General features: G+C 40.9%; 22 protein-coding genes. 9 read left to right on the top strand and 13 right to left on the bottom strand.

The features are described 5' to 3' along the window. Positions 1-381: 381 nt before the first annotated feature. The 3 genes from SAE01_RS21385 to SAE01_RS21375 form a co-directional block, all read right to left on the bottom strand. Positions 382-1,182 (bottom strand): undecaprenyl-diphosphate phosphatase, encoded by an 801-nt coding sequence (locus SAE01_RS21385; protein WP_147205851.1) that lies wholly within the window; start codon positions 1,180-1,182, stop codon positions 382-384. Between the two features lie 87 nt (positions 1,183-1,269). After that, positions 1,270-1,566, bottom strand: a complete 297-nt coding sequence (locus tag SAE01_RS21380) for a DUF3098 domain-containing protein (protein ID WP_147205850.1) — start codon at positions 1,564-1,566, stop codon at positions 1,270-1,272. Between the two features lie 71 nt (positions 1,567-1,637). After that, positions 1,638-2,516, bottom strand: coding sequence for a cell division protein FtsX (locus SAE01_RS21375; protein WP_147205849.1), 879 nt, complete (start codon positions 2,514-2,516; stop codon positions 1,638-1,640). 444 nt (positions 2,517-2,960) lie between these two features. Between SAE01_RS21375 and leuS the strand changes: the two genes are divergently transcribed. Both leuS and SAE01_RS21365 read left to right on the top strand, forming a co-directional pair. Further along, positions 2,961-5,735, top strand: a complete 2,775-nt coding sequence (gene leuS / locus SAE01_RS21370) for a leucine--tRNA ligase (protein ID WP_147205848.1) — start codon at positions 2,961-2,963, stop codon at positions 5,733-5,735. A gap of 21 nt (positions 5,736-5,756) precedes the next feature. Continuing rightward, positions 5,757-6,458, top strand: coding sequence for a peptidoglycan DD-metalloendopeptidase family protein (locus tag SAE01_RS21365; RefSeq protein WP_147205847.1), 702 nt, complete (start codon positions 5,757-5,759; stop codon positions 6,456-6,458). A gap of 82 nt (positions 6,459-6,540) precedes the next feature. Here the strand turns inward: SAE01_RS21365 and SAE01_RS21360 are convergent, their stop codons facing one another. The 4 genes from SAE01_RS21360 to SAE01_RS21345 all read right to left on the bottom strand — a co-directional run bounded on the left by SAE01_RS21360 (position 6,541) and on the right by SAE01_RS21345 (position 9,785). Further along, positions 6,541-6,798, bottom strand: coding sequence for a hypothetical protein (locus SAE01_RS21360; RefSeq protein ID WP_147205846.1), 258 nt, complete (start codon positions 6,796-6,798; stop codon positions 6,541-6,543). Further along, on the bottom strand, positions 6,791-8,218 hold the full coding sequence (locus tag SAE01_RS21355) for a radical SAM protein (RefSeq protein ID WP_147205845.1): 1,428 nt from the start codon (positions 8,216-8,218) through the stop codon (positions 6,791-6,793). The genes SAE01_RS21360 and SAE01_RS21355 overlap by 8 nt, the downstream gene beginning before the upstream one ends. A gap of 43 nt (positions 8,219-8,261) precedes the next feature. Then, entirely contained in the window at positions 8,262-9,068 is an 807-nt protein-coding gene (locus SAE01_RS21350; RefSeq protein ID WP_147205844.1) for a prolipoprotein diacylglyceryl transferase, read from the bottom strand. Positions 9,069-9,137: 69 nt separating this feature from the next. Then, the gene (locus SAE01_RS21345) at positions 9,138-9,785 is read right to left on the bottom strand and encodes an NADPH-dependent F420 reductase (protein WP_147205843.1); all 648 of its coding nucleotides are present in this window, start codon (positions 9,783-9,785) and stop codon (positions 9,138-9,140) included. A 58-nt stretch (positions 9,786-9,843) separates the two neighbouring features. Between SAE01_RS21345 and ruvB the strand changes: the two genes are divergently transcribed. From ruvB to SAE01_RS21330, 3 genes are read left to right on the top strand one after another with little or no spacing between them, the layout of a single operon-like run. Beyond that, on the top strand, positions 9,844-10,872 hold the full coding sequence (ruvB, locus tag SAE01_RS21340; protein ID WP_147205842.1) for a Holliday junction branch migration DNA helicase RuvB: 1,029 nt from the start codon (positions 9,844-9,846) through the stop codon (positions 10,870-10,872). 39 nt (positions 10,873-10,911) lie between these two features. Then, positions 10,912-11,148, top strand: a complete 237-nt coding sequence (locus tag SAE01_RS21335; protein WP_147205841.1) for a hypothetical protein — start codon at positions 10,912-10,914, stop codon at positions 11,146-11,148. Beyond that, positions 11,138-11,419, top strand: a complete 282-nt coding sequence (locus tag SAE01_RS21330; protein ID WP_147205840.1) for a type II toxin-antitoxin system RelE/ParE family toxin — start codon at positions 11,138-11,140, stop codon at positions 11,417-11,419. The genes SAE01_RS21335 and SAE01_RS21330 overlap by 11 nt, the downstream gene beginning before the upstream one ends. Before the next feature lie 59 nt (positions 11,420-11,478). Here SAE01_RS21330 and SAE01_RS21325 read toward each other — a convergent pair whose 3' ends face one another. After that, a complete protein-coding gene (locus SAE01_RS21325) occupies positions 11,479-12,174 on the bottom strand; it encodes a response regulator transcription factor (RefSeq protein ID WP_147205839.1) in 696 nt (231 codons plus the stop codon). A gap of 299 nt (positions 12,175-12,473) precedes the next feature. Here SAE01_RS21325 and SAE01_RS21320 point away from each other — a divergent pair, with 299 nt between their 5' ends. Together SAE01_RS21320 and SAE01_RS21315 are read left to right on the top strand one after the other, a co-directional pair. Next, positions 12,474-12,845, top strand: a complete 372-nt coding sequence (locus tag SAE01_RS21320; protein ID WP_147205838.1) for a co-chaperone GroES — start codon at positions 12,474-12,476, stop codon at positions 12,843-12,845. A 235-nt stretch (positions 12,846-13,080) separates the two neighbouring features. Then, on the top strand, positions 13,081-14,634 hold the full coding sequence (locus tag SAE01_RS21315) for a helicase HerA-like domain-containing protein (protein WP_147205837.1): 1,554 nt from the start codon (positions 13,081-13,083) through the stop codon (positions 14,632-14,634). A gap of 63 nt (positions 14,635-14,697) precedes the next feature. On the opposite strand, the gene SAE01_RS21310 is transcribed toward SAE01_RS21315, so the two are convergent. After that, positions 14,698-16,611, bottom strand: coding sequence for a RecQ family ATP-dependent DNA helicase (locus SAE01_RS21310; RefSeq protein ID WP_246113298.1), 1,914 nt, complete (start codon positions 16,609-16,611; stop codon positions 14,698-14,700). Positions 16,612-16,773: 162 nt separating this feature from the next. Further along, complete coding sequence (locus SAE01_RS21305) at positions 16,774-18,891, bottom strand: heavy metal translocating P-type ATPase (RefSeq protein WP_147205836.1); 2,118 nt, start codon at positions 18,889-18,891, stop codon at positions 16,774-16,776. A gap of 134 nt (positions 18,892-19,025) precedes the next feature. Here SAE01_RS21305 and tsaE point away from each other — a divergent pair, with 134 nt between their 5' ends. Then, positions 19,026-19,436, top strand: coding sequence for a tRNA (adenosine(37)-N6)-threonylcarbamoyltransferase complex ATPase subunit type 1 TsaE (tsaE, locus tag SAE01_RS21300; protein WP_147205835.1), 411 nt, complete (start codon positions 19,026-19,028; stop codon positions 19,434-19,436). Between the two features lie 140 nt (positions 19,437-19,576). Beyond that, a complete protein-coding gene (locus tag SAE01_RS21295; protein ID WP_147205834.1) occupies positions 19,577-20,791 on the top strand; it encodes an alanine dehydrogenase in 1,215 nt (404 codons plus the stop codon). 25 nt (positions 20,792-20,816) lie between these two features. On the opposite strand, the gene gldD is transcribed toward SAE01_RS21295, so the two are convergent. The 3 genes from gldD to SAE01_RS21280 all read right to left on the bottom strand — a co-directional run bounded on the left by gldD (position 20,817) and on the right by SAE01_RS21280 (position 23,352). After that, entirely contained in the window at positions 20,817-21,461 is a 645-nt protein-coding gene (gldD, locus tag SAE01_RS21290) for a gliding motility lipoprotein GldD (RefSeq protein ID WP_246113297.1), read from the bottom strand. Positions 21,462-21,493: 32 nt separating this feature from the next. Next, positions 21,494-22,834, bottom strand: coding sequence for a gliding motility-associated protein GldE (gldE, locus tag SAE01_RS21285; RefSeq protein WP_147205833.1), 1,341 nt, complete (start codon positions 22,832-22,834; stop codon positions 21,494-21,496). 80 nt (positions 22,835-22,914) lie between these two features. Then, positions 22,915-23,352, bottom strand: coding sequence for a single-stranded DNA-binding protein (locus SAE01_RS21280; RefSeq protein ID WP_147205832.1), 438 nt, complete (start codon positions 23,350-23,352; stop codon positions 22,915-22,917). Between the last annotated feature and the right edge of the window lie 39 nt (positions 23,353-23,391).

The following is a 23,391-nucleotide window of genomic DNA, read 5'->3' as shown; positions in this document are numbered from 1 at the left end:
TCAAAAGATGGTCAGTAGAAATTAAGCGGTATGGCCGCATAGTGAGGTTATAATTTGGCAAAGTCATAAAACTCAAATCGAAAGCTCAAGCCACTGGGCTTCGTTCTTGCAACGTGACTCCACCCACTTGTTTTCGAAACTGCTGCGCAGTGTTTCGAAATGCCTTCGCTTCGCCAGTCACCGCGCCGGCTGATGTCCCTTATGCAAGAACTATTGTCCAGAATTTCGATGAGCAGATAGAAAATACTAAATAGAATAAAAGGGGCGACTGCTCAATAAGAAACATCAAGTACAAGTGTGCGACGCAACGATGACTCATAGTTGCAATAAAGCCCGGCTCTAAAACTCTAAACTCAAAACCCTAAACCCAAAACCTTGCGCTCACTTCAAATACCCGAAAAAGATTAACGCGAGCAATGCGGCTCCAACAATAATACGATACCAGCCGAAGAGCTTAAATCCATAGCGTTGTAAAAAACCGATAAAGAATTTGATGGCTAATAAGGCTACAACGAAGGCGACAACGTTTCCAACAGCCAGCATAACGAGGTTTTGCTTGTCTTGCAAAACAGCCGGATTTTCCTTGAAAGTCTTGAGCAGTTTATAACCGGTAGCTGCAGCCATTGTAGGTACGGCAAGAAAGAAAGAAAATTCGGCAGCCAGGCGACGGGTGAGCCCTTGTTGCATACCTCCGATAATAGAGGCGGCACTACGGCTAACACCGGGTATCATAGCAACGCATTGCCACAGGCCGATAATAAAACTTTTTGTGTATGTAATGTTTCTGTCCTTATCGATCACTTGCTTGTCAAATACCTTATCGATGAAGAGCAGAATAAAACCCCCAGCTAATAAAGTTATCGCTACAGTTGTAGGGCTATCCAGTAATTCGTCAATCTTATCCGATAATAAAAAGCCAATACCCAAAGCCGGAATAACAGCTACGACAAGCTTTAGGTAAAACTGCCACTTCGAGAAATCGAAGAACTTTTTCCAATACAAAACTACCACGCTCAATATTGCTCCAAGTTGTATGGCTACTGTAAAAAGCTTTATAAAAACATCATCTTTTGGTAGCATCAACAATCGCTCAGTTATAATCATATGGCCTGTAGATGATATTGGCAAAAATTCGGTTATACCTTCTACAATGGCAATTATAATACTTTGGATAAGAGTCATGAGGTTAGTTTCAGCGTTTGATGATTTTGCAAAAAAAGAATAAAAAAGGCGATGAATTTCATCGCCTGAAGATTTTAAAGCAACAGATTATTGATGCGCTTTTGGCCTTTTGAAAATAGCATAGATTTCTATGATCAAACCAGCCAAAATAAGAATTGGAGCGATTGTGATACGGGTAGTACTATACACCAACTTTGGATCAAACTGGTTAGGGTCAGAATTTTTTCCACCAGACATAACAAACATACCAATGGCTACTACTACCGCCCCAATGATCATCCATTGGTAATTGTCTTTTTCAAACAAAGGCAGCTTTGCACTTTGCTTTCCCACGGTGTCTCTTACTGGTGCAGATTGTGAAGTATAAATTTTCTTTTCAGCCATGATATAATTTTTTTAGAAGATGTAAAATAAAACAATTAAAAAGATCTAAAGCTCAATAACAATTAAAACGATTAATAAAGATCGTCCAGGCTCATCTTAAGGTACTTGATCACACTGCGATGAGTGCTAAACAAAGAAATACCGACACCAATCAGGATCATTCCGCCAAAGAGAATTAATGTAAGTCTTGTGTCCCTGATCATACTAAGTTGTGGAAACTGCCTTTCTGCCCACTGTATCAAGATAAGCAATAACACGATGGCGATGACAGAACTTATCAGCCCGTTTACAATGGCACGAACGTCCATTGGGCGGGCAATAAAACCACGGGTTGCCCCAACCATCTGCATCGTCTTTATCAAAAAACGATTGCTGAACATGGCCAGGCGAATAGTGTTGTCGATACTTACAATTACGATGGTGCAAAGCACTACAGCTACCACGATAAATATTAATCCCAGTTTTCCTGACCGTTCATTCAGATTATTAACAAGCAATTTAGGGTACTGAAGTTCATCTAACTGGTTTCCGAATTTGCCAACAATATCTGCCGAAATTTTATTCAAACTATCCTGGTTAACATAGTTTGACCTCGCATAGAAATCGATGCTTTCAGGTAAAGGATTATAATCCAGTATTTGGGCCCAGTCTTCGTTATTACCCTCTTTGCTCCAGATCGCTTTTGCAGCTTCTTTGTTGGTGTACTGCACATTCTTCGCGTAAGGTTGCGCTGAAATGTATTGTTGTATCTGGTTGATAGTATCCTTATTTGTCGTGCGCAGGTAAGCGCTGATGCGAATATCCTCTTTAAAAGAAGAGCCCGCAGATTTGAAGTTTAGAAATATCCAACCCAAAATTCCCATAATTAAAAGTACGAGTGCCACACCCACAATACTATAAATATAGCTTGGTTTACCGCGTTTGCTCGATGCTTTTCCGAATTGCGCCATGTTGGTTATTTAGAGTTTAGTCAGGTTGCAAATGTAGTGGATTGAGCTCTAATAGCTTACTTTTGCCCGGCCTTGAACCATTTGCTTAAAGCGGGTAAATTACATACTTGCTGCATGAAAGCAGTTAAAGAAGTGTTAGTGTTTTTTTGGGTAGCAAGCTGGTAAATACTAATTAAGCGTTCGTTGCGTCGCACACTTGTACTTTTGAAATTGCCTCAACGTAGGAGAAGGTGTAAGGTGTAGGGTAGAAGGCGTAGGGGAGGAAACCTGTAGCACTCAAGAATGCTTAACGTTAATTACGCCGCTAGAATCACAGGCAGGCTGGTTTAAAGCAGTAAAAAAACAGAAGTAAAAAATATAAAAGTAGAAGGGCTGGTTGCAAAGACTGAAGTAAGGTTTTCCTTAAACCCAACACCTTAAACCCTATACCTTATATCAACAACCATGGAATACAACTTTAGAGAAATAGAAAAAAGGTGGCAGCAGCAATGGAGAGATAGCGGTGCTTATAGAGTAAGCAACGAGAGCGATAAGCCAAAGTTTTATGTATTGGATATGTTCCCTTATCCAAGTGGCGCAGGTCTGCATGTGGGCCACCCGCTAGGCTATATAGCCAGTGATATCTATGCAAGGTTCAAAAGACTGAAAGGTTACAACGTGTTACACCCCATGGGCTTTGACAGCTTTGGTCTGCCGGCAGAACAGTATGCGTTGGAGACAGGACAACATCCTGCTGTAACCACCGAAAAAAATATAGCACGCTACAAAGAGCAATTAGATAACATCGGCTTCTGCTATGACTGGAGCCGAGAGGTTAGAACTAGCGACCCTAAGTACTACAAGTGGACACAATGGATCTTTCTTCAATTGTTTGATAGCTGGTACAATCGCAAAAGTCAAAAGGCTGAACGTATCAATGTTTTAGAAGGGATTTTCGAAAAAGAAGGAAATGTCACCAATGAATGTCCCGGCGACAGGAAGCTTCAGTTTATAGCAGAAGAATGGAGCGGATTCGACAACCAGAGACAGCAGGAAATCCTGATGGATTACCGCCTTGCCTTCTCTGCCTTTGGTGAAGTAAACTGGTGCGAAGCTTTAGGAACCGTACTTGCCAACGACGAGGTGGTAAATGGCGTAAGCGAACGAGGCGGGCATCCGGTAGTAAAAAAGAAGATGCGGCAATGGTATCTTAGGATCACTGAATATGCCGATAGATTATTGCAGGGATTGGAGCAGGTAGACTTTAGCGACTCGATGAAGGAGATGCAAAGGAACTGGATCGGGAAGAGCCAGGGCGCGGAAGTGAGGTTTAAAGTGAAAAGTGAAAAGGGGGAAGTAGAACAAATGGTTGTCTATACTACCAGGCCGGATACTATGTTTGGAGTTGATTTTATGGTAGTGGCTCCTGAACACGAAATGGTTAGCGACATAACGAGTTTTCAACAAAAAGACGAAATCTCCAAATACCTGGAATACGTAAAATCCCGCAGCGAAAGAGAGCGGCTTGCGGAGGTGAAATCCATCACTGGCGCTTTCACGGGGGCTTATGCAATCAATCCTTTTGATGGTCGTGAAATTCCTATTTGGATCTCTGAGTATGTGTTAGCTGGTTACGGTACTGGGGCTATTATGGCTGTTCCTTGTGGCGACCAGCGTGACTTTGCTTTTGCAAAGCACTTCAATATTCCTATTACAAATATTATTGGTGAAGCTTTTAATGGCGAGGAGGCAAATCCAACAAAAGACGCCATCTTACAGAACTCGGACTTCCTGGATGGGATGGTCATGAGAGACGCCATAAATGTAGTAATTGACAAGCTCGAGGAAATGGGCATTGGTAAACGCCAGGTCAATTATCGAATGAGAGATGCTGGCTTCAGCCGTCAGCGCTATTGGGGTGAACCATTTCCGATTGTTTATAAGGGCGGTGTTGCGTTTGCTTTAGACGAAGGTCATTTGCCAGTTGAACTTCCTTATGTTGATACATATAGTGCCGGCCCTGAAGGTGAAGGTCCGTTGGCTAATCTTGCTGATTGGATAATAGCACCAGGCGGCGGAACCCGCGAAGCGAATACAATGCCGGGATATGCCGGTTCATCATGGTATTTCCTTCGGTACATGGATCCACAAAACGAGCAGGCCTTCGCCGACAGAAAAGCGACGGACTATTGGAACCAGGTTGACTTATACATTGGCGGCACGGAGCACGCGGTTGGCCATTTATTGTACAGCCGGTTATGGACAAAGGTTTTGTTTGACTTAGGTTATATAGGACATGAAGAGCCTTATAAGAAGTTGGTTAACCAGGGGATGATACAGGGAAGTTCTAGGTTTGTTTATAGAATAAAGAGCTCAAATCAATTTGTATCTGCTGGGCTGATCGATCAGTATGAGACCGATAAAGTCCATGTTCATGTTGGGTTGGTTGATGGTCTCGAATTAGACATTGAGTCATTCAAAAACTCGCGCCCGGAATATGAAAAAGCTGAGTTCATCTTAGAAGACGGCAAATACGTCTGCGGGGCTGAAGTAGAAAAGATGTCCAAATCAAAATACAACGTAGTCAACCCTGACGAAATTGTAGAACGGTATGGTGCTGACACCTTCCGCATGTATGAGATGTTTCTTGGTCCCGTCGAGCAAAGTAAACCGTGGGATACAAAAGGGATTGAAGGTGTCCATCGCTTCTTAAGGAAGTTCTGGAGACTATTTGTAGACGAGACAAAAGGCTTAATTGTAACTAATGACGCTGCTACACCAGCTGAACTAAAAGTTTTGCATAGAACGATTAAGAAAATTGAAGAAGACACAGAACGTTTTAGCTTCAATACTGCTGTCAGTGCTTTCATGGTGTGTGTAAACGAATTGAATGATCTAAAGTCTCGTAAAAAAGAAGTTCTTCAACCTCTGTTGATTTTACTTACATCTTACGCTCCACATGTTTCAGAAGAACTCTGGAAATTACTGGGGAATGAAGGAAGTGTGCTTGATGCAGCTTTTCCAAAATTCGAAGAAAAGTACCTTGTTGAAAGCAGCAAAGAATACCCTGTTAGTATCAATGGGAAGCATAGAACGAACATCAACATCTCATTGGACGCAGCGCAACCGGAGGTTGAACAGATTGTCGTTGCAAACGAAATTGTACAAAAATGGTTGGAGGGAAAAGCACCTAAAAAAATCATATTTGTAAAAGGTAGAATGATCAATGTGGTTATTTAAATGGTTCTAAGCTCAAGTAAAATGACACCTACTCCTTTACAGAATGCGTTGTATAAAAATGCTGGGGCTTTTCATAACGTGGTGCCTTTTGACGCAACAAGGGACTCTTTGCTTCAGCTTGACTTTACTGCAAATAACACCACGCTCACCGATCATATATTAGCTAACACGGATGCTTTTGCCAAATACATAGAACAGCAGTTGGGCACGAAATACAAATACGGAATAGGTGGTTATGCAGAACATCGCACCATCTATTCCCGCAGCAGCAGGTTTGATAAGGGTGAAGAGCCGCGTCGCCTTCATCTTGGTATAGACGTATGGGGTCCCGTTGGCACACCCATTTTTGCACCACTAGGTGGCTATGTACACAGCTTTAGTTTCAATGATTTTTTCGGTGATTATGGCGCTACCATAATCTTACATCACCAGTTGGAAGGTGTCTCATTCAACACACTTTACGGGCATCTAAGCTTAAGGGATATTGAAGGGATACAGGAAGGCCACTACATAAGCCGGGGTGTAGAGTTTGCTCACTTTGGCCCACCGAAGGAGAACGGTTATTGGCCGGCACACCTGCACTTTCAAATAGTAACTGAGATGTATGAAAAGAGGGGCGATTATCCAGGGGTATGCAGATATTCGCAAAAAGAAAAATACCTTGAAAATTGTCCTGACCCTGATTTGATTTTGCAGATGATGCAGTACGCGGTTAAGGCCTAAAACGGGATATAGCATTACTAAAAGTTGAACGGAGCGTCGCAAGAATTTTTAATCTGAGTACCGCTGTTTGCTCCCACAAAATCTACTCTAGTCTAAAAGGTATCACTGTACATACTCCGAGCCCAATCAGAAAAATAATGCCTGCAGCAGCCATCATCACTTTACCGGCATTCCTGCTTTTTTCAACAACCAGGAAGGGTATAGAGAGGAAAAACTCCATTACAGAAAGAAATATAGGAATTATTAATAAGCCCGAACTGTCACCAAAGCCGAGGGTAAAAAGTGCTAATGCATACACTATAGCAACGTTAATCAAGACTGCTTGCCAGAACTTATTCATAAAGCATCAGTTTGTTTTTATCGGGCAACACCCCTGTTCCTTGCAACTCCTTTAAACGAAGCTCCTTTTCATCTCTGTAAAAAAGGTTCATGGTTTCGAAAGGAATGATGCGCCCATCTTTATGAAGGATGTGAACACAACTTTTTTTGATTGCTCTTACATCAAAATCATACGCATCTATAAACCGCATGATGATGATTCGAAACAAATTATCATAACCTAAACCGGGAGCCTGGATCTGCGGAAGGCAACACAGCAGCTGCTTCATATTTTCCTGCACTTTATCAACGGAGATGCCTGTACTAAAAATCTTTAGGAGATGGTTGTGTAACTCTGAGTCCTGCTCGTAAACAATGGTGTTGCGGCCGCTATCAAGCAGGTGAGCAGGATCTATATAACGGGTAAGCGGAATGGTTTGCCCGGCAAGCTTCAATGCATAACCCATTACTAGCGCATCGGGGTTACAAGGAACAGGTATAAGATCGTTGGGTTGAAAAAGGTTCGTTTGATCTATTATCTTTTGCCTTACATCTGTAATGGTTATTCTGTCGGTCGCCGGATCAAAGTTTTCAACTCTTCCGGCAATTTGCGTTGGTTGAAAAGTCACTCCACGAACACATCGCTGCTGTAGTGCGAACTCAATTATTTTTCCTATTTCATCATCATTCAAACCTTTTTGCAAAGTGACAACAAGTGTCGTCGAAAGGTTTAAAGTGTTTAAATGTTCAAGGGCCTTCATTCTTACGTCCGTCAAATCTTTGCCTCGCAGCGCCATCAATGCTTCGGGTTTAAAAGAATCAAATTGAAGATAGATTTCAAAGTCAGGCATATAAGAGGCAAGCCTTTTAGTAAACTCGAAATCTTTAGCAATGCGGATACCATTCGTGTTTACCATCAAATGTTTGATAGGCTTCTTCTTCGCTATCTTGAGGATTTCAAAAAAGTCAGGATGTATCGTTGGTTCGCCACCGCTGATCTGTACAACGTCCGGCTCACCTTCGTTTGCCACAATTATATCCAACATGCGCTCAACTTCTTCCAACGTGCGATGCCTTCCATAATGCGGTGAGCTCATGGCGTAACAGGTGGGGCAGCTAAGATTACAACGGTCAGTAATTTCAACCACAGTCAGGCAGCTGTGTTGCTCATGATCCTGGCACAATCCACAATCGTAGGGGCAACCGTAATGCGTCTTTGTATTAAACTTCAAAGGCATCTCCGAGGGCTTATTATAGTTGCGGATCTTCTTATAATATTCTATGTCCGTTGCAATTAAAACTTTTGAAAAACCATGTTCACTGCAGTTTTTGAGCATATACACATTGCCATTTTCAAACACAATCTTAGCGTCAATGCGCTTGAGGCAAACAGGGCAAAGACTCAAGGTAAAATCGTAGTAGGTATAAGAACGTTCAGGCATGGTGAATTTTATTTTTGGGTACCAGCATTGTATTCATTGTTGATCATCGTTGCGTTGCAATCCGTTCATCCGAAGTGCTACTATGTATTGTTTCCCACCTGGTTCTTTCCAGTAACTGTCGCGGATGAATAATGTCATAAGCATAGTAAAACAAGCCGAACAAGGAAGCTATTTGAATAGTAGATAGACCGATATTGAAAGTGTAATGCGGTTTAATAAAATCAAGCAACAGCCTGAAAGAGAGATAGGCTATCATAAATATTTTAAACCTTGCCCCATCTGCTAAAATGTATTTCTTCTCCAGTTGAACCAGGCTCATCCAAAGAAAGCCGAGAAAGGCGATTTCATATAAACATACGGGATGACGGCTAAGGCCATCCCCGAGATCCATTCCCCATGGAAATGAAGTTGGTTCTCCGTACGTTTCTTCATATATGCCCATACTAAAGCATCCTATTCTGCCGATAATCAATGCAAGAATAAACGGGTAAGTAATCAGGTCGCCGGAAGAATGTTTTTCTTTTATAATTTTCTTTACCAGCTCCACCACAACCAGCCCGCCCAGCAAACCACCCAACACCGTTTTATTCTGATAGAAGTATTGAGGTTTATTAATGGCAGCCTGAAGACCTGAAATATCTTCCAGTCCACCTAAAAGTCTGCTCCCGGCAAGTGAACCGAATATGCAAGCAATCAATATCCAAATTCTATTGGATGTATTAATAGTGTCACCCTGCTTTTTTCGCAAATACAAAAAATAACGAAAGCCGATAAAATAGCTTGCAGATTCGAGTATTGTGTGTAGCAATATTTCGTAAGACCCTACTTCAAAAGCAATAGGAAAATTCATGCTATTGTTTTACTCATCATTTATTTTGACAATATGGAAGTGTAAGGGCCGATTTTTCCAGTTCTCGATTTAAGCCTTCAAAAGCTTAAAAGCATGCATCCATTCATTTCGTAATAAACCGGGAATGCACCATAAAATGCACAAAGGCTCGATGGCTCTTGCAGCCTCAACAGTTCCCATATCTTCCGCTTCCCAGCCAAAGTCTTTTAAAATGTTTGATACCTGTTGTTTTGCAGCAGCATTATTTCCGCAAATGAACATCGTTGGAATTTGCCCCTTAAGATTGGGTTTATACATCAGTGCGTTTCCTACGCTACTAAATGCCTTAACAACATTTGCTTGAGGTATAAGGGTTTGAATTTTTTCCATCAAGGACTCGTTGATGTCGGTAAAGTATTTCAACACCCCGTTGACAGGAGGTTCCGGTGCTATTGGGTTTGTGGCATCTATAACGGTTTTACCAGCGAAATTTTCTACGCCGGCCAGTGTAATTGCATCTTCTGTTATTGCTCCTCCGGTAGCAAGTACAATCAGTTCTCCGAATGCGGCCGTTTCATCAAAAGTGCCGACCTCTGCTGACGGATTTTGTTCTTTCCATTTTACGACTTCTTCTTTTGATGTGTTGCGTGTTCCGAGCATTACATCGTTTCCTTCTGCCAGGAATGCTTTTGCCAGAACCTGACCTACAATGCCAGATCCAATTATCCCAATTTTCATTAGTTTCTGTTTTTTGCTTACTAGAATAAGTAGTTTTACAACCAAGATAATCATAACAATGGCTAATCCAAACTTAAGCAGTGGGAAAGAAAATGTGTCGGCAGCCGAGGTAGAGTTTGAAAATAATATACGGCCGAAGGAGATCGAAGACTTCGCTGGACAACCGCAGTTAATAGAAAATTTGAGCATATTTATTAAAGCGGCAAAATTGCGCGGAGAGGCTTTAGACCATATTTTATTTCATGGTCCCCCGGGGTTAGGAAAAACGACTCTTAGCCGAATTGTTGCAAACGAGCTGGGCGTAAACATCAAAGAGACTAGCGGACCAGTTATCGAAAAGCCGGGAGATCTCGCCGGGTTACTTACAAACCTTGAAGTAAACGACGTACTGTTTATAGATGAAATTCATCGCTTAAGTAATGTAGTAGAAGAATATCTCTACGCTGCTATGGAGGACTTTCGCCTTGATATCATGATCGACTCTGGTCCCAATGCCAGAAGTATCCAGATAAATTTAAATCCTTTTACTCTGGTAGGTGCAACTACCCGCAGTGGTTTGCTGACTGCTCCACTTTTATCACGATTTGGAATAAAATGCCGACTCGAATATTACAATGCAGATGTACTTAAAAAAATTGTCGAGCGAAGTGCAGGCATTTTAAATACAGACATAACAAGCGAAGCCTCTTATGAAATCGCCCGCCGTAGCCGCGGTACTCCGCGTATTGCAAACGGCTTACTAAGAAGGGTGCGTGACTTTGCCCAGGTGTTAAGCGACGGTAAGATTGAGATAGCTATTGCACAACATGCACTAAAGGCGCTGAACGTAGACCAACACGGATTGGATGAAATGGACAACAGAATTCTGTTGGCTATTATTGAAAAGTTCAAAGGCGGTCCCGTTGGTCTTACCACTATAGCAACCGCTGTTGGAGAAGAGCCGGGAACGCTTGAAGAGGTCTACGAGCCATTCTTAATACAGGAAGGTTTTATGCAACGCACACCACGAGGCCGCGAAGTAACTGTAAAAGCTTACGAGCATTTAGGAAAACGTGTACAGGGCCAAACAGGGGGCATGTTGTTTTAAACAGCGGATTATATCTTACATTTAGATCAAAGATTTTTTATGGAAAGCATAAAAGAAAAGCTGCAGGAATACATCAACACGGGCGACGATAAGCTTCTGAAATTATTGTATGCAGTTGCCAAAGAATACACTCACAACGAAGACGAACTTAGAGACGATCAAATAGCGGAGTTGGACATGAGAAGGGAAAGGTCGTTTAGCGGGGCGAGTAAAGGCTACAACTGGACGGAAGCTAAGAAACTTATAATAGGAGATAAAAAGATTAATGAGTTATAACATCATCGTCCAAACTGAGGCGATACTTGATATTCAAGCAGCTTTTGAGTGGTACGAAGAAGCAAAAGATGGATTAGGTTTTGATTTGATAAATGAAATAGAAACTTGCTATCATAAAATTAGCATTCACCCGCAGCACTACGGTTTTACGACTAGAAACTATCGAAGTATTAGAACGAGACGTTTTCCCTATCAAATTATATTTGAGATAATTGACGATAAAATTTTTGTCTATGGTTTTTTTCACTGTAAGCGAAAAGGGAAAAAGTAAGCCCAAACAAAAAGCCTATGAAGAAGTTCATAGGCTTTTTCAATTAGTTCATCACCTGCTTATGGCGCAACCAATCTAAAACCGTTTCCGTGGATATTTACAATTTCAATATTGGTATCATCCTTTAGATACTTACGCAATTTTGCAATATAAACATCCATACTACGACCGTTAAAGTAGGTATCGCTACCCCAAATTCTTTTCAAAGCTTGCTCACGTGGCAACAAATCATTCTTATGTTCTGCCAGCATTTTCAACAACTCATTTTCTTTTGGAGAAAGTGTTTGCATCACGCCATTGTGACTCAACTCGCGCAATTTTGGGTTGAAGTGAAAACTACCTAAGTCAAATTCAATATTCTCATTAATTCTGTTTTCTTCTTCATTACGCTTCAAAATAGCCTTAATCTTTAACAGCAAAACTTCACTGTCAAAAGGCTTTGTGATGTAATCGTCAGCCCCCAGTTTATAACCGGCAATAATGTCTTCCTTCATTGTTTTTGCACTTAGAAAGAACAAAGGCATGTCAGGGTCAACATCGCGAATTTCTTCTGCAAGGGTAAAACCATCCATGTTCGGCATCATTACATCCAATAGGCAAATGTCAAATTTCTCCCTTTGAAAAGCTGCCAGGCCTAACCGTCCGTCTCTTTCAAGTATTACATCGTAGTCATTCAGCTCAAGATAATTCTTAAGTACCATGCCCAAATTCGTATCGTCTTCACAGAGTAGTACTTTGTATTTTCTGCCTTCCATAATATTGTTTTTTTAATTTAACTAAAGATAAAATTTTAAGGGGAAGCAATACAACTAATTGATTGTTATTTTTTTAGAGCAACGCTTCTGAACTCCTATCACCATTTTTATGAGAAACTATATTTCCTTTTGAATACAACAACAACTACTGTAAAAAAGTTCCGGTCTAAACTTCGACTTCAATTTTTATTTGTAAAAATTATGCCATCTGCCATACTACTAATTGTGCCTTAATGGTTAGCACATCCGTTTGGTCTAATTAAAATTGGTTGGTTAATTTCGCCTTTCATTTTTAGAATATGCTATTGACCCCTGATAATAAGTTGAAGAAAATTGTAGTGATTGGCGACCGGGTATTGATCAGACTGACAAAGACGGGAGAGAGAACTCAATCAGGATTGTATTTGCCACCCGGCGTTCAGGAGAAAGAAAAGGTGCAGCAGGGATATGTAATCAAAACTGGTCCCGGCTATGCTATTCCAATGCCCGTTGAAAGCGAGCCTTGGAAAACCGATGAAGAACAGGTGAAGTACATTCCGTTGCAGGTGCGCGAAGGCGACCTTGCTATCTTTCTTTTGAATGGTGCTACCGAAGTGTTGTACGAGGGCGAGAAATATTATGTCGTTCCGCAAGGAGCCATTCTAATGCTCGAGCGTGATGATGAATTGTAGTGTTTTTGTACTTAGCTTCACGAATACTATGATACATCGTTGTGTCACTCTCTTGTACTTTAAACCTTTATTGGGCATTATTGTATTCTTTTCAAAAGGTGAGTTTGCCAATATGGCCGAGCCGCGATGAGTAGAAATTAAAAGTAGAAGAGTGCGACGCAATGAATGTCGATCGTAGCTTAAATGTTGTTCCAAAAATCTTCCTTAACCCTTATACCACTTAAAAGTCCTTGCAATGGCAGATAAGCAAAAGTTTATAGACGCAATAAAACCAGGTTACACTTTTAAAGGAGAATCTATAAAAATTGGCAGAGCAATTCTTGATGGAGAAGTTGTTCCTGAAGCCGACGTGTATGTTCCTTTGAAAACAATGAACAGGCACGGCCTGATTTCTGGCGCAACCGGAACGGGTAAAACCAAAACTCTTCAGATGATTAGCGAGGCTTTGAGCAACGCAAGCGTTCCGGTTTTGCTTATGGATATTAAGGGGGACCTAACCGGCATAGCCATGCCAGGAATGTCGAACACCAACATTGTCGAACGCTGCGGAAAACTTGGCGAAACCTATACGCCAACTAAATACCCTGTTGAATTGCTGACGCTAAGCGAGCAAAAAGGTGTAAGACTAAGGGCAACGGTAAGCGAATTTGGCCCCGTGTTACTATCTAAAATTTTAGGACTTAACGACACGCAATCGGGCCTGGTGGCAATGATCTTTAAATATTGCGATGACAATAAATTGCCGTTGCTGGATTTAAAGGATTTCATTAAAGTTTTGCAGTACGTAGGTAATGAGGGCAGGGCTGCAATCGAAAAAGATTATGGCAAAATTGCCACTACGACTACAGGTACCATATTAAGAAAGGTCGTTGAATTGCAACAACAAAAAGCAGATGTTTTCTTTGGTGAAAAAAGCTTTGAAGTAGAAGACTTAATGAAAATAAGCGACGACGGGCGCGGAATGATAAATGTGCTGAGAGTAACTGACCTGCAAGACCGACCAAAATTGTTTTCAACATTTATGTTGCAGATGTTGGCAGAGTTGTATGCTGTTAGTCCTGAAGAAGGTGACCTTGATAAACCAAAACTGGTGATGTTTATCGATGAGGCTCACCTGATTTTCCAGGAGGCAAGCCAGGCGTTGATGCAGCAAATTGAGACTGTTATTAAACTAATCAGATCGAAGGGGATTGGAATTTTCTTTGTGACCCAAAATCCTATGGACGTGCCGGCAGGCGTGTTAAGCCAGCTAGGTATGAAAGTACAGCATGCGTTGAGAGCCTTTACCGCGGTGGACAGAAAGGTGATAAAACAAACTGCTGAAAACTACCCTGAAACTACCTTCTACGAAACAAATGAATTAATAACCCAAATGGGTATAGGCGAAGCGCTCGTTACAACCTTAAACGAAAAAGGAATTCCCACCCCACTCGTACATACTATGCTCGCACCTCCCAAAAGCCGGATGGACGTGTTAACTGATGACGAGATGGATACCCTTGTGGGTGAAAGTAAACTAGCCGCTAAGTACAACAAGGCCGTGGATAGCGAAAGCGCCTATGAAATATTAACTGCTAAGCTGGAAGAGGCGGCAGAAAACACCAAAGAACAGGAGGAAGAGAAAGAAGAAGCAAAAGCAGGAAAGCGCAGTACTAAAAAAGAAGAGGGCTTCTTTGACAGCCCCTTAGTAAAAAGCGCGGGAAGAACTGCAGCAAATATTATAACAAGAAGCTTACTTGGTGCACTTGGCTTAGGTGGAAGAAGCAAAAAGAGTAAAAGCTGGTTTTAGTTGATGGTTTGCAGAGATTGAAACTGCAATCTCTGCAAGCCTCATTTTAGCAAACCGTGCTTCTTAGGTTTTTCCTGATCCTGGTTCTAATAATCCTTTCCCGTTTACAATCACTTTTCTTTCTTCCTGCAAGTAATCGAGCACCTTCCAGACTTTATCTTTTTTGATGCCGTTTAATTGTTTTAAAAGATGTTCAACTTCTGTAGCACTATTTACGATTTCTAAAATTTTGTTGCTAATAGTTCCAAACTCTTCGGTTGACAGTTGAAGGCTCTTCTGCTGCAGGCAGACATCGCAAGAGCCGCACTTCTTCATGGTGGTATCACCATAGTATTTTCCAATGTATTGACTTCTACAATCACGTTCCAGCAAAATGTATTTTTCCATCGCGTCAATTCTCAGCTGGTACTGTTGCTTCCGCTTTAAATATGCTTCATGGTGAAAAGTGAGGTGATCGGCAGAAGCACGATTTTGCAGGAGAAATATCTGTGGCGTTTCTTTTTGAGGTTGATAATCGATAATGCCAAAAGCTTTCAATTGTTTCAATTGACCGGCAAGTTCTTCAGCAGAAAGGGTTGTTAACCTGGCTATCAATTTTTCGTTGATTGATACTTCATTATCAAAAATTCCTTCGTAGCTGCGTAGCAGGTATTTAATTATATTTTCCAAATGAGGGTGCGATTTCTCAAAAGCCTGTAACTCTTCTTTGGCGCAGGTGAAAGCGACTTTTGCAGGTATAAAAATCTGCTCGTTAAAAGTAAGAATGCCTTCCTGTTCCAAAGCTTTAATCGCATTGATGACAAGAAAAATATCCAGCTTAAAATTGAGAACAAAGTCGTTCAGATTGAAATCATAATAAAGCCCTTCACCGCCTCCTACAGGTACTTGCAAGTGATTTAGAAGAGCGGTATACACTTTTTTAATTTCCGAAACAGCAGGAAACTTCTGACCAGGCAATTTTTTAAGATCGTCCAGGTCGAGTTGCGTATATAACAAAACGGCGAAAGCCCTTTTGCCATCTCTTCCCGCGCGTCCCGCTTCCTGGTAATAGTTTTCAAGGTTGTCAGGAATATCGAGGTGAACTACCACTTTTACATCAGCCTTGTCTATTCCCATCCCAAAAGCATTGGTCGAAACAATTACTCTTGTTCTGTTTTCAATCCAATCTTCCTGCTTATGACTTCGTTCATTTTGTACCAGGCCTGCATGATAATAATCAGCTGAGATATTATTTAGCCTGAGAAGGTTTGCAAATTCTTTCGTCCTTTTTCTGTTGCGGCAATAAACGATCGCCGTTCCGGGAACTTTTTGTAAAATTTCAAGCAGTTTGTTAAACTTACTTTCTGCTTTGAAAACGCTGAATGAAAGATTTGTCTTTTCGAAAGATTGCCTGAAGATATTTTGCTCTTCGAAATTCAGCTTATCACAAATATCCTCTTGCACTACCGGAGTGGCCGAAGCGGTTAACGCAAGAACAGGCACCGTAGGAAACTCATGGCGAATATTTGCAATTCGCAAATAAGGCGGACGAAAGTCATAACCCCATTGCGAGATGCAATGCGCTTCATCAACGGCAATAAGGTTTAAATTGAATGCAGGCAGATATTCTTTAAAAAGGTTTGTTTCTAATCTCTCAGGCGAAACATATAGAAATTTGTAGGGACCGAACGCTGCATTTTGCAAAGTCTGTTTGACTTCGAAATAGGTCATAGCGCTATGAATGGAAAGCGCCATGATGTTTCGCTTCTTCAGATTTTCAACCTGGTCCTTCATCAGGGCAATTAGCGGGCTAATGACAAGACACAATCCGTCTTTCGCTAAGGCGGGAATTTGAAAGCAAATAGATTTCCCACCGCCTGTCGGGAGCAGCGCTAACACATCTTTGCCATCCATTACCTGGGCTATAATCTCTTCCTGCAAAGGGCGGAAGGAATCGTGTCCCCAGTATTGTTTAAGTATTTCTTTTGGTAAAGGCAAGGATGACAGTTTATGTACTAAGAGAACGCCAACAGGTATTTGAGCATCTTGCAATTTACCTTTTCAATCGTCTTTAGCTCATCAAGGAAACTAGTGGAAAAAAAGCTAAAAATGAATAATTGGCGAGAAAAGGCTTAAACCTGCAACGTTGTATCGCTGACTTTAAAGCACCTTCTTCCATTTAAGCCAAAGTGAATTTGCAGCTAGTACCACGTCGCTTAAACCCATCACAAGTGCACCAGCTGTTGGAGTAAGTAACCCAACGGCAGCTACCGGGATAGCGATAATATTGTAGAGGAAAGCCCAGAACAGGTTACCTTTTATAGTACCGTAAGTATGCTTACCTAATTGTATAGCCATAGGAAGCTTTTTAAGTCCGCTATCCATCAAAATTACTGACGCACTTTGAATGGCTAACTGTGATGCTTTACTTAAAGAAATGCTGATCGTTGCTGATGCAAGGGCAGGAGCATCGTTAATTCCATCACCGACCATTACGGTTGGTTGTTCCCTTACAAGCTGTGCAATCTTTTCTAGTTTTTGTTGCGGCGTTTGTTCGGCAAGCACCTCATCAATTTGGAGTTGAGCTCCTACTTCAGATGTTTTTTTAATAGAATCTCCGCTAAGCAAAATTGTTTTAATACCCTTCTTTTTGCAGAAGTCAATCACCGTTTGTGCTTCGGGTCGAAGTTCGTCGGCAATGTCTATCCACCCAATTATTTGACCGTTTTTTGTAACATACAAATGATGGTCTTCGTCATTAATTGCAGCGTTAATTTTTGACGAACCAATTAGGTAAATGTTGCCTTCTTTGTCTTCTCCTTTCATGCCTACACCTTTTATCTCTTCTACTTTTTTCCATCTTACAGGTGTGCTAACCTTCCATAATCCAGCAATGCTTTTTGCGATTGGATGGTTTGACATTTTTTCTAAGGAAAAAACTATTCTTTTAAATTCCTCCGTATCAATCTCACTCTTGAAATTCGTAACACTAAATTTTCCATTTGTAAGCGTTCCAGTCTTATCAAATACAATCTGTTTGATGTTTCTAAACAACTCCATGCTTTTAGTGTCTGCGAATAAAATGCCCTCTTTAGCAGCTCTGCCCAATCCTACAGCAATGGCAGCCGGCGTTGCCAATCCCATGGCGCATGGACAAGAAATTACCAGCACGGCTATGGCTCTCATCAAACTTTCCTGGAAAGTTTGATGAACAAAAAAGTAGTTAACTACAAGCGTAAGCAGGGCAATAGAAATAACAACAGGAACAAAAATGGCTGCAATTTTATCAACCAACTTCTGCACTGGTGGCTTTTGGTTCTGAGCCTGTTTCATCATCTGTACAATGCTATTCAGCACCGTTTCATTGCCGGTAGCAGTTACATAAGTTCTAACGGTACCATTCGAGATTACGCTTCCACCTATTAGTATATCATTTTGCTTTTTAAAGACGGGAACACTTTCACCTGTTATGATTGCTTCATTTACTTCAGCTTCGCCGCTTAAGATTTTACAATCCATTGGTACTTGTTCGCCGGTTTTAATAAGTAGCAAGTCTCCTACTTTTAAAGCAGTATTTTCTATAGGGAAAACATGCTCGTTGTGCTGCTCATCATAAGCAATCATGTTGGCCATCACCTTTTCGTTTCGGGTAAGTTCTTTAATGGCTTTTTGAGTTTTCTCTATGGAAAGGTCTTCGAGCCAGTTGCCAAAAAAAACAATGTTTATAATGGAGGCTGCAGTCTCAAAAAAGATTCTGGAAGGATCGGCGCTAATTAAACCGATGAGACTATAGATAAAGGCTGCGGAAGCTCCAAGCGCAATTAATACGTTCATGTTTGGAACTCCTGATCGCAAACTGTTTACTGCACTTTTTCCGAAATAACCCATTCCTACTATAAACACCGGCAGACATAAAGCCAGTTGTATTAAAGGATTATGCAACAGGTGCAGGTTAAGTGTTGCGCCCATATGTCCTAACATTAACAACAAAGTGAACGGCAGGCAGAACCAGAATTTCTGCATGTGCGTACTTAGAAATTTCTTGGGTGGTTGAGATACTGTTTCCCGGTCATCTGTCTTAACAGTATACCCAAGTAGTTCAATATTTTTTCTTGCTTTTTCAAGATTTCCATTTGCCGATGCTGTTTCAAATACCACCTCACCGCTGATGGGGTTTACCAAAATTTCGTGCATCCCTTGCTTCTGTAAAACCTTGTTTACGCTTAACGCACAATTACTACATGTCATCCCTTCCACTTTCCAATTCACTTTTTCCATCTTAGTTCAGTTAAAATCGTTGTTCTGTGCAAAGTTACTTTATACCGAACTCCTACCTGTTTTCTTCGCGGCACTATCTTTACTACATCGTTGCATTTAGATCCTATTTTGAATGATTTTACAATCCCTTCACAATGACATTGCTTTTCACATTAGCAGAAATTAAACAAGCGGCAGAAAAGGTATTTGAATCAGCCAAAGAAAAAAAGGTTTGGGCAATTCATGGAGAAATGGGTGCAGGGAAAACAACTTTTATTCATGCAATTTGCGAAAACCTCGAAGTCGTGTCCGCCATTGGAAGTCCTACATATTCTATCATTAACGAGTATAAAAGTGAAAAGGCTGGGCAGATTTATCATATGGATTGGTACCGCCTGAAGGATGAAGAGGAGGCTTTGCAGGCAGGCGTTGAAGACCCTTTATTTAGCGGAAGCCTGTGCATGGTTGAGTGGCCGGAAAGAGCACCGGGCCTTTTGCCAGACGATTGTCTTCATGTAACGATATCAATTGTTGATGCAGAGACAAGGCAACTTTCTTTTGAATAAGGTTGGTCAGTGTGGTTTAGTTGGATTGTAACAGCCTACTTATTGCAAACCCCCATTCTGGTAAAAACAACCTAGCTTTAAATGATAAATTCTAAAGCCCTTATATTGCAAAATTATTCTGTAATTAACTTTGTGCGTACATGGCATCTGTAAAGCCCCTTATAAGTACCTCTTTCTCATACGAAACTTTAGAAGAAACCCTTGATATAAAGGCCCAGGGAAAACAATTATATATAGGCATTCCGAAAGAAACGGCGTTCCAGGAAAATCGAATAGCGCTGACACCGGAAGGTGTAAGCGTGTTAGTGAGCAACGGGCATAAAGTGACAATAGAATCGTTAGCAGGGGAGGGAAGCAAATATTCTGATAGAGATTATAGCGAAGCAGGAGCAGAAATAGAATTTAAACGCGAAGAAGTTTTTAAAGCGCCTTTGTTGGTAAAAAGTGCACCTGTTGTCGAAGAAGATTTGCCACTGTTACAAATGGGTCAGACCATTATTTCCCCAATTCATTTGTCGGCGATGAAAGGTGAATTTCTCCAAAAGATGATGGAGAAGAAAGTGACTGCATTAAGCTTTGAGAATTTAAAAGATCAAAGCGGCACTTACCCTATCGTTAGAAGCATGAGTGAAATTGCGGGCGCTGCTATTATGCTGATTGCTGGACAATACCTGGGTTGTGCAAACGATGGCAAAGGGGTTTTATTGGGAGGTATTAGTGGTATTCCCCCAACAAAAGTTATCATTATAGGAGCCGGGGTAGTAGGCGAGTTTGCCACACGCACCGCTTTAGCTTTGGGCGCTTCCGTAAAAGTGTTTGATAATAATGTATACCGTTTAAAGAGGTTACAGAATAATTTGGGAGTTCGAGTGTGGACAAGCGTAATAGAGCCGAAAATTCTGGCAAAACAGTTAAAAACCTGCGAAGTGGCAGTTGGAGCACTAAGCAGTGAGTTCGGTAGGACACCCATTTTGGTTTCAGAAGAAATGGTGGCGGCTATGAGAACAGGCAGCGTAATCATAGACGTGAGTATTGACAGGGGTGGATGTTTTGAGACGAGTGAGATTACCAGTCATGAACAACCAACTTTTGTAAAGCATGGAATCATCCATTACTGTGTTCCTAATATTCCAAGCGGATTTGCACGAACTGCCAGCCAGGCAATTAGCAACGTTTTAATGCCATTGTTATTAAATGTAAGTGATGAAGGGGGAGTGGAAGAAATGGCATGGCACGACTTCAATCTTCGGAACGGGATCTACATGTATAAAGGGCATCTTACCAATTTCTATTTATCCCAGCGATTTGATTTAAAGTATACCGATCTCAATCTATTGATAGCAAGCCGCCGGTAAGGTTATGAGATTTTATAGAATCAGCTTAATTCCACTTGAAAGTATTAATCAGGTGCTTTACATCCTCGATCAAGAATCGGTTTACGATAGCCAAAGAATCTTCATTGGGAGTAGCATCGAAGTAAAGAGCGCCCCTGAGAAAGTGTTTGGTAGTGTCAGTCAATAGAAACTGGTTTGCAGTCGCAACGTCTCCGCCCAGTTTGAAGAAAATACCATGCACGTTATGAGGATTTGTAATAAGCGAGTCGTCGATACTATAAGCCTTTACAGTATTCTTATTAGTTAATTTGTAAGAGTCACTTATCAACTTATCAAACTTTTCCTTCTTTGGGTCTTTATAGCTCACATAAATGCGACCATTAAATTGAGGGAAGTCGATATTAATCCACCAGGAATTTTCTGTAGCCTCTCCAAAAAAGCTACTGTCTTTTACAACCTCTGCATAAGTTGGGTATTCGAACGAGTATGGATAACCCGGCTGGTTAAAAACCCTGTATTGTTTTTTAGGTAATTCGATCTTAAAATAACCTCTAGGCTTCGGGGTATAGTCGCTGTTGCACGACGTAATTGAGCTGCTAAATAAGACTAACAAGATAGGAAGAATAAAAGCTGTTGCGGAGAGATCTTGAGAAAAAGATCGACAACGGAAAATAGGAAATAATTTTTTCAATGATATTTTTTAAGAAGGCTTCAAATCTACATCTACTCCGGCGCATGAGGTTTTATAGTAACCTTAATTTTTTGCAATCGATTTTTTTCGATTTCTAAAACAGTAAATTCAAAATCACCACTTGACACTACTTCGTTCGCAACCGGTATTTCGCCGGCTAGCTCCAGAACCAGTCCTGCAAGTGATTCGCTTTCACCTCTTACCTCGTCGAATGTTTCCATAGGAAGTTCCATAACACGGCACACGTCATGGATCATTATTTTTCCTTCAAAGATGTAATTGTAGTCGTCAACTTTAGTGTAGGCTACATCTTCTTCATCGAATTCATCCTTTATATCGCCGATAATTTCTTCCATAATGTCTTCGAGCGTTACAATTCCGCTTGTACCACCAAACTCGTCCACTACAACAGCAAAGTGCGTCCTTTTTGCCTGGAATTCCTGTAATAGGTCTTCAATCATTTTTTGCTCGTGAATAAAAAAAGGAGCTCTCATCAAAGGCTGCCATGCAAAATCGTCAGGCTTTCCTAAGTGTGGCAAAAGGTCTTTTGTATGAATTATTCCTACCACTGCATCCAGATCTTCTTTATACACGGGCAACCTGCTGTAATGCAGTTCCTCCACTTTTTTAACCAAATCACCAAACGATGTTGAATGCTCTATTCCACTTACGTCAAGCCTTGCTTTCATTACCTGCTTCGCTGTTATGTTTCCGAACTTGACAATCCCTTTCAAAATATTTTTTTCTTTTTGAGAGGCTTCGCTGTCGGTTGTAATATCAATCGCATGATCCAACTCTTCAAGGCTGTATGAGTTGTTCGATTTTTTTGCAAGCTTCCTTTCAATGAAATCAGATGTACCCACCAATCTCAAACTCAGTCCTTTAAACAGGTAAGAGATTGCTTCTACCAATGCTCCGGCATCTTTTGCAAAACGGATGTTGTTTTGGGTAGCCATTACTTTTGGCATAACCTCCCCAAATAAAACCAGCAAAAAAGTAACTGCTAATACTTTGATTAAGAATTCTACCCACCAAAGTTGTGTATTGTATTCAAACAATCCATCGATAACAAAATTTGAAATAATGATTATTGAAATGTTAACGAAACTGTTCGCGATAAGTAATGAGGCAAGCAAGGTCTTAGGCTCTTCCAACAAGTCAACAATCCGCTTATAAGCAGATTGTTGCTTAGTTTTAAGCATATTAATGTCTTTATAAGAAAGAGAAAAGAAAGCTACTTCGGCCCCGGAAACAAAGAAAGATATTAGCAATAAAATAATAAGAAGAAAAATTAAAATAGTCGAAGCCTGTGTATTTATAGCAGCGGGGGTAACTGCGTTAAGAAAATAATACAAATCCGGGTGATGATCCAAAACAGCAATGGGTTTGGTTAACGATATAAAGGTAGCATGACCCCTTAGGCTATGCGAATATATAAACTAATTAATTTTATTTAAAAAGGCAGGTCTTCCCTAGTTTCTCCGATAGGGGGGATATCTGCATTGCTTATGCCTTCGAGGTTATCATGATGGTTGCCGACACTAAATCCGTGGCCTTCACCTCTTTTATCAAGCATTATAAGGTTATCTCCGACAACTTCCGTAGCAAATTTCTTATTTCCTTCTTTGTCTTCCCAGCTTCGGGTTCTTAGTCTTCCCTCTATATAAACGAGGCTTCCTTTATGTAAATATTTCTGTGCCAGCTCCGCCAGTCCTCTCCACAGTACCACCGTATGCCATTCAGTTTGAGAAACAAGCTTTCCGCTTCTGTCTTTGTATGTTTCAGTAGTTGCTAAACTAAATTTTGCTACTCCAATATTTCCTTCCAGGTATTGTACATCCGGATCCTTCCCAAGATTGCCAATTAGTATTACTCTATTTACGCCTCTCATGATAGTTCGAATTTTAAAGTGACTTCCCTTCTAATTTGT

This window comes from Segetibacter aerophilus (assembly GCF_007991655.1).
Lineage (GTDB): Bacteria > Bacteroidota > Bacteroidia > Chitinophagales > Chitinophagaceae > Segetibacter > Segetibacter aerophilus.
The sequence above is the reverse complement of the archived record's forward strand: the minus strand, read 5'-3'. Positions and strand labels throughout refer to the sequence as shown.

What these genes read in the sequence shown, in the direction of transcription:
- ruvB (WP_147205842.1), top strand. Translation starts at nt 9,844, where the DNA reads ATGGCTAATCCAAACTTAAGCAGTGGGAAAGAAAATGTGTCGGCAGCC.
- SAE01_RS21355 (WP_147205845.1), bottom strand. Translation starts at nt 8,218, where the DNA reads ATGCCTGAACGTTCTTATACCTACTACGATTTTACCTTGAGTCTTTGC.
- SAE01_RS21335 (WP_147205841.1), top strand. Translation starts at nt 10,912, where the DNA reads ATGGAAAGCATAAAAGAAAAGCTGCAGGAATACATCAACACGGGCGAC.
- SAE01_RS21280 (WP_147205832.1), bottom strand. Translation starts at nt 23,352, where the DNA reads ATGAGAGGCGTAAATAGAGTAATACTAATTGGCAATCTTGGGAAGGAT.
- SAE01_RS21360 (WP_147205846.1), bottom strand. Translation starts at nt 6,798, where the DNA reads ATGAATAAGTTCTGGCAAGCAGTCTTGATTAACGTTGCTATAGTGTAT.
- SAE01_RS21320 (WP_147205838.1), top strand. Translation starts at nt 12,474, where the DNA reads ATGCTATTGACCCCTGATAATAAGTTGAAGAAAATTGTAGTGATTGGC.
- SAE01_RS21325 (WP_147205839.1), bottom strand. Translation starts at nt 12,174, where the DNA reads ATGGAAGGCAGAAAATACAAAGTACTACTCTGTGAAGACGATACGAAT.
- SAE01_RS21365 (WP_147205847.1), top strand. Translation starts at nt 5,757, where the DNA reads ATGACACCTACTCCTTTACAGAATGCGTTGTATAAAAATGCTGGGGCT.
- SAE01_RS21305 (WP_147205836.1), bottom strand. Translation starts at nt 18,891, where the DNA reads ATGGAAAAAGTGAATTGGAAAGTGGAAGGGATGACATGTAGTAATTGT.
- tsaE (WP_147205835.1), top strand. Translation starts at nt 19,026, where the DNA reads ATGACATTGCTTTTCACATTAGCAGAAATTAAACAAGCGGCAGAAAAG.
- leuS (WP_147205848.1), top strand. Translation starts at nt 2,961, where the DNA reads ATGGAATACAACTTTAGAGAAATAGAAAAAAGGTGGCAGCAGCAATGG.
- SAE01_RS21315 (WP_147205837.1), top strand. Translation starts at nt 13,081, where the DNA reads ATGGCAGATAAGCAAAAGTTTATAGACGCAATAAAACCAGGTTACACT.
- SAE01_RS21330 (WP_147205840.1), top strand. Translation starts at nt 11,138, where the DNA reads ATGAGTTATAACATCATCGTCCAAACTGAGGCGATACTTGATATTCAA.
- SAE01_RS21295 (WP_147205834.1), top strand. Translation starts at nt 19,577, where the DNA reads ATGGCATCTGTAAAGCCCCTTATAAGTACCTCTTTCTCATACGAAACT.
- SAE01_RS21345 (WP_147205843.1), bottom strand. Translation starts at nt 9,785, where the DNA reads ATGAAAATTGGGATAATTGGATCTGGCATTGTAGGTCAGGTTCTGGCA.
- SAE01_RS21380 (WP_147205850.1), bottom strand. Translation starts at nt 1,566, where the DNA reads ATGGCTGAAAAGAAAATTTATACTTCACAATCTGCACCAGTAAGAGAC.
- SAE01_RS21350 (WP_147205844.1), bottom strand. Translation starts at nt 9,068, where the DNA reads ATGAATTTTCCTATTGCTTTTGAAGTAGGGTCTTACGAAATATTGCTA.
- SAE01_RS21375 (WP_147205849.1), bottom strand. Translation starts at nt 2,516, where the DNA reads ATGGCGCAATTCGGAAAAGCATCGAGCAAACGCGGTAAACCAAGCTAT.
- SAE01_RS21385 (WP_147205851.1), bottom strand. Translation starts at nt 1,182, where the DNA reads ATGACTCTTATCCAAAGTATTATAATTGCCATTGTAGAAGGTATAACC.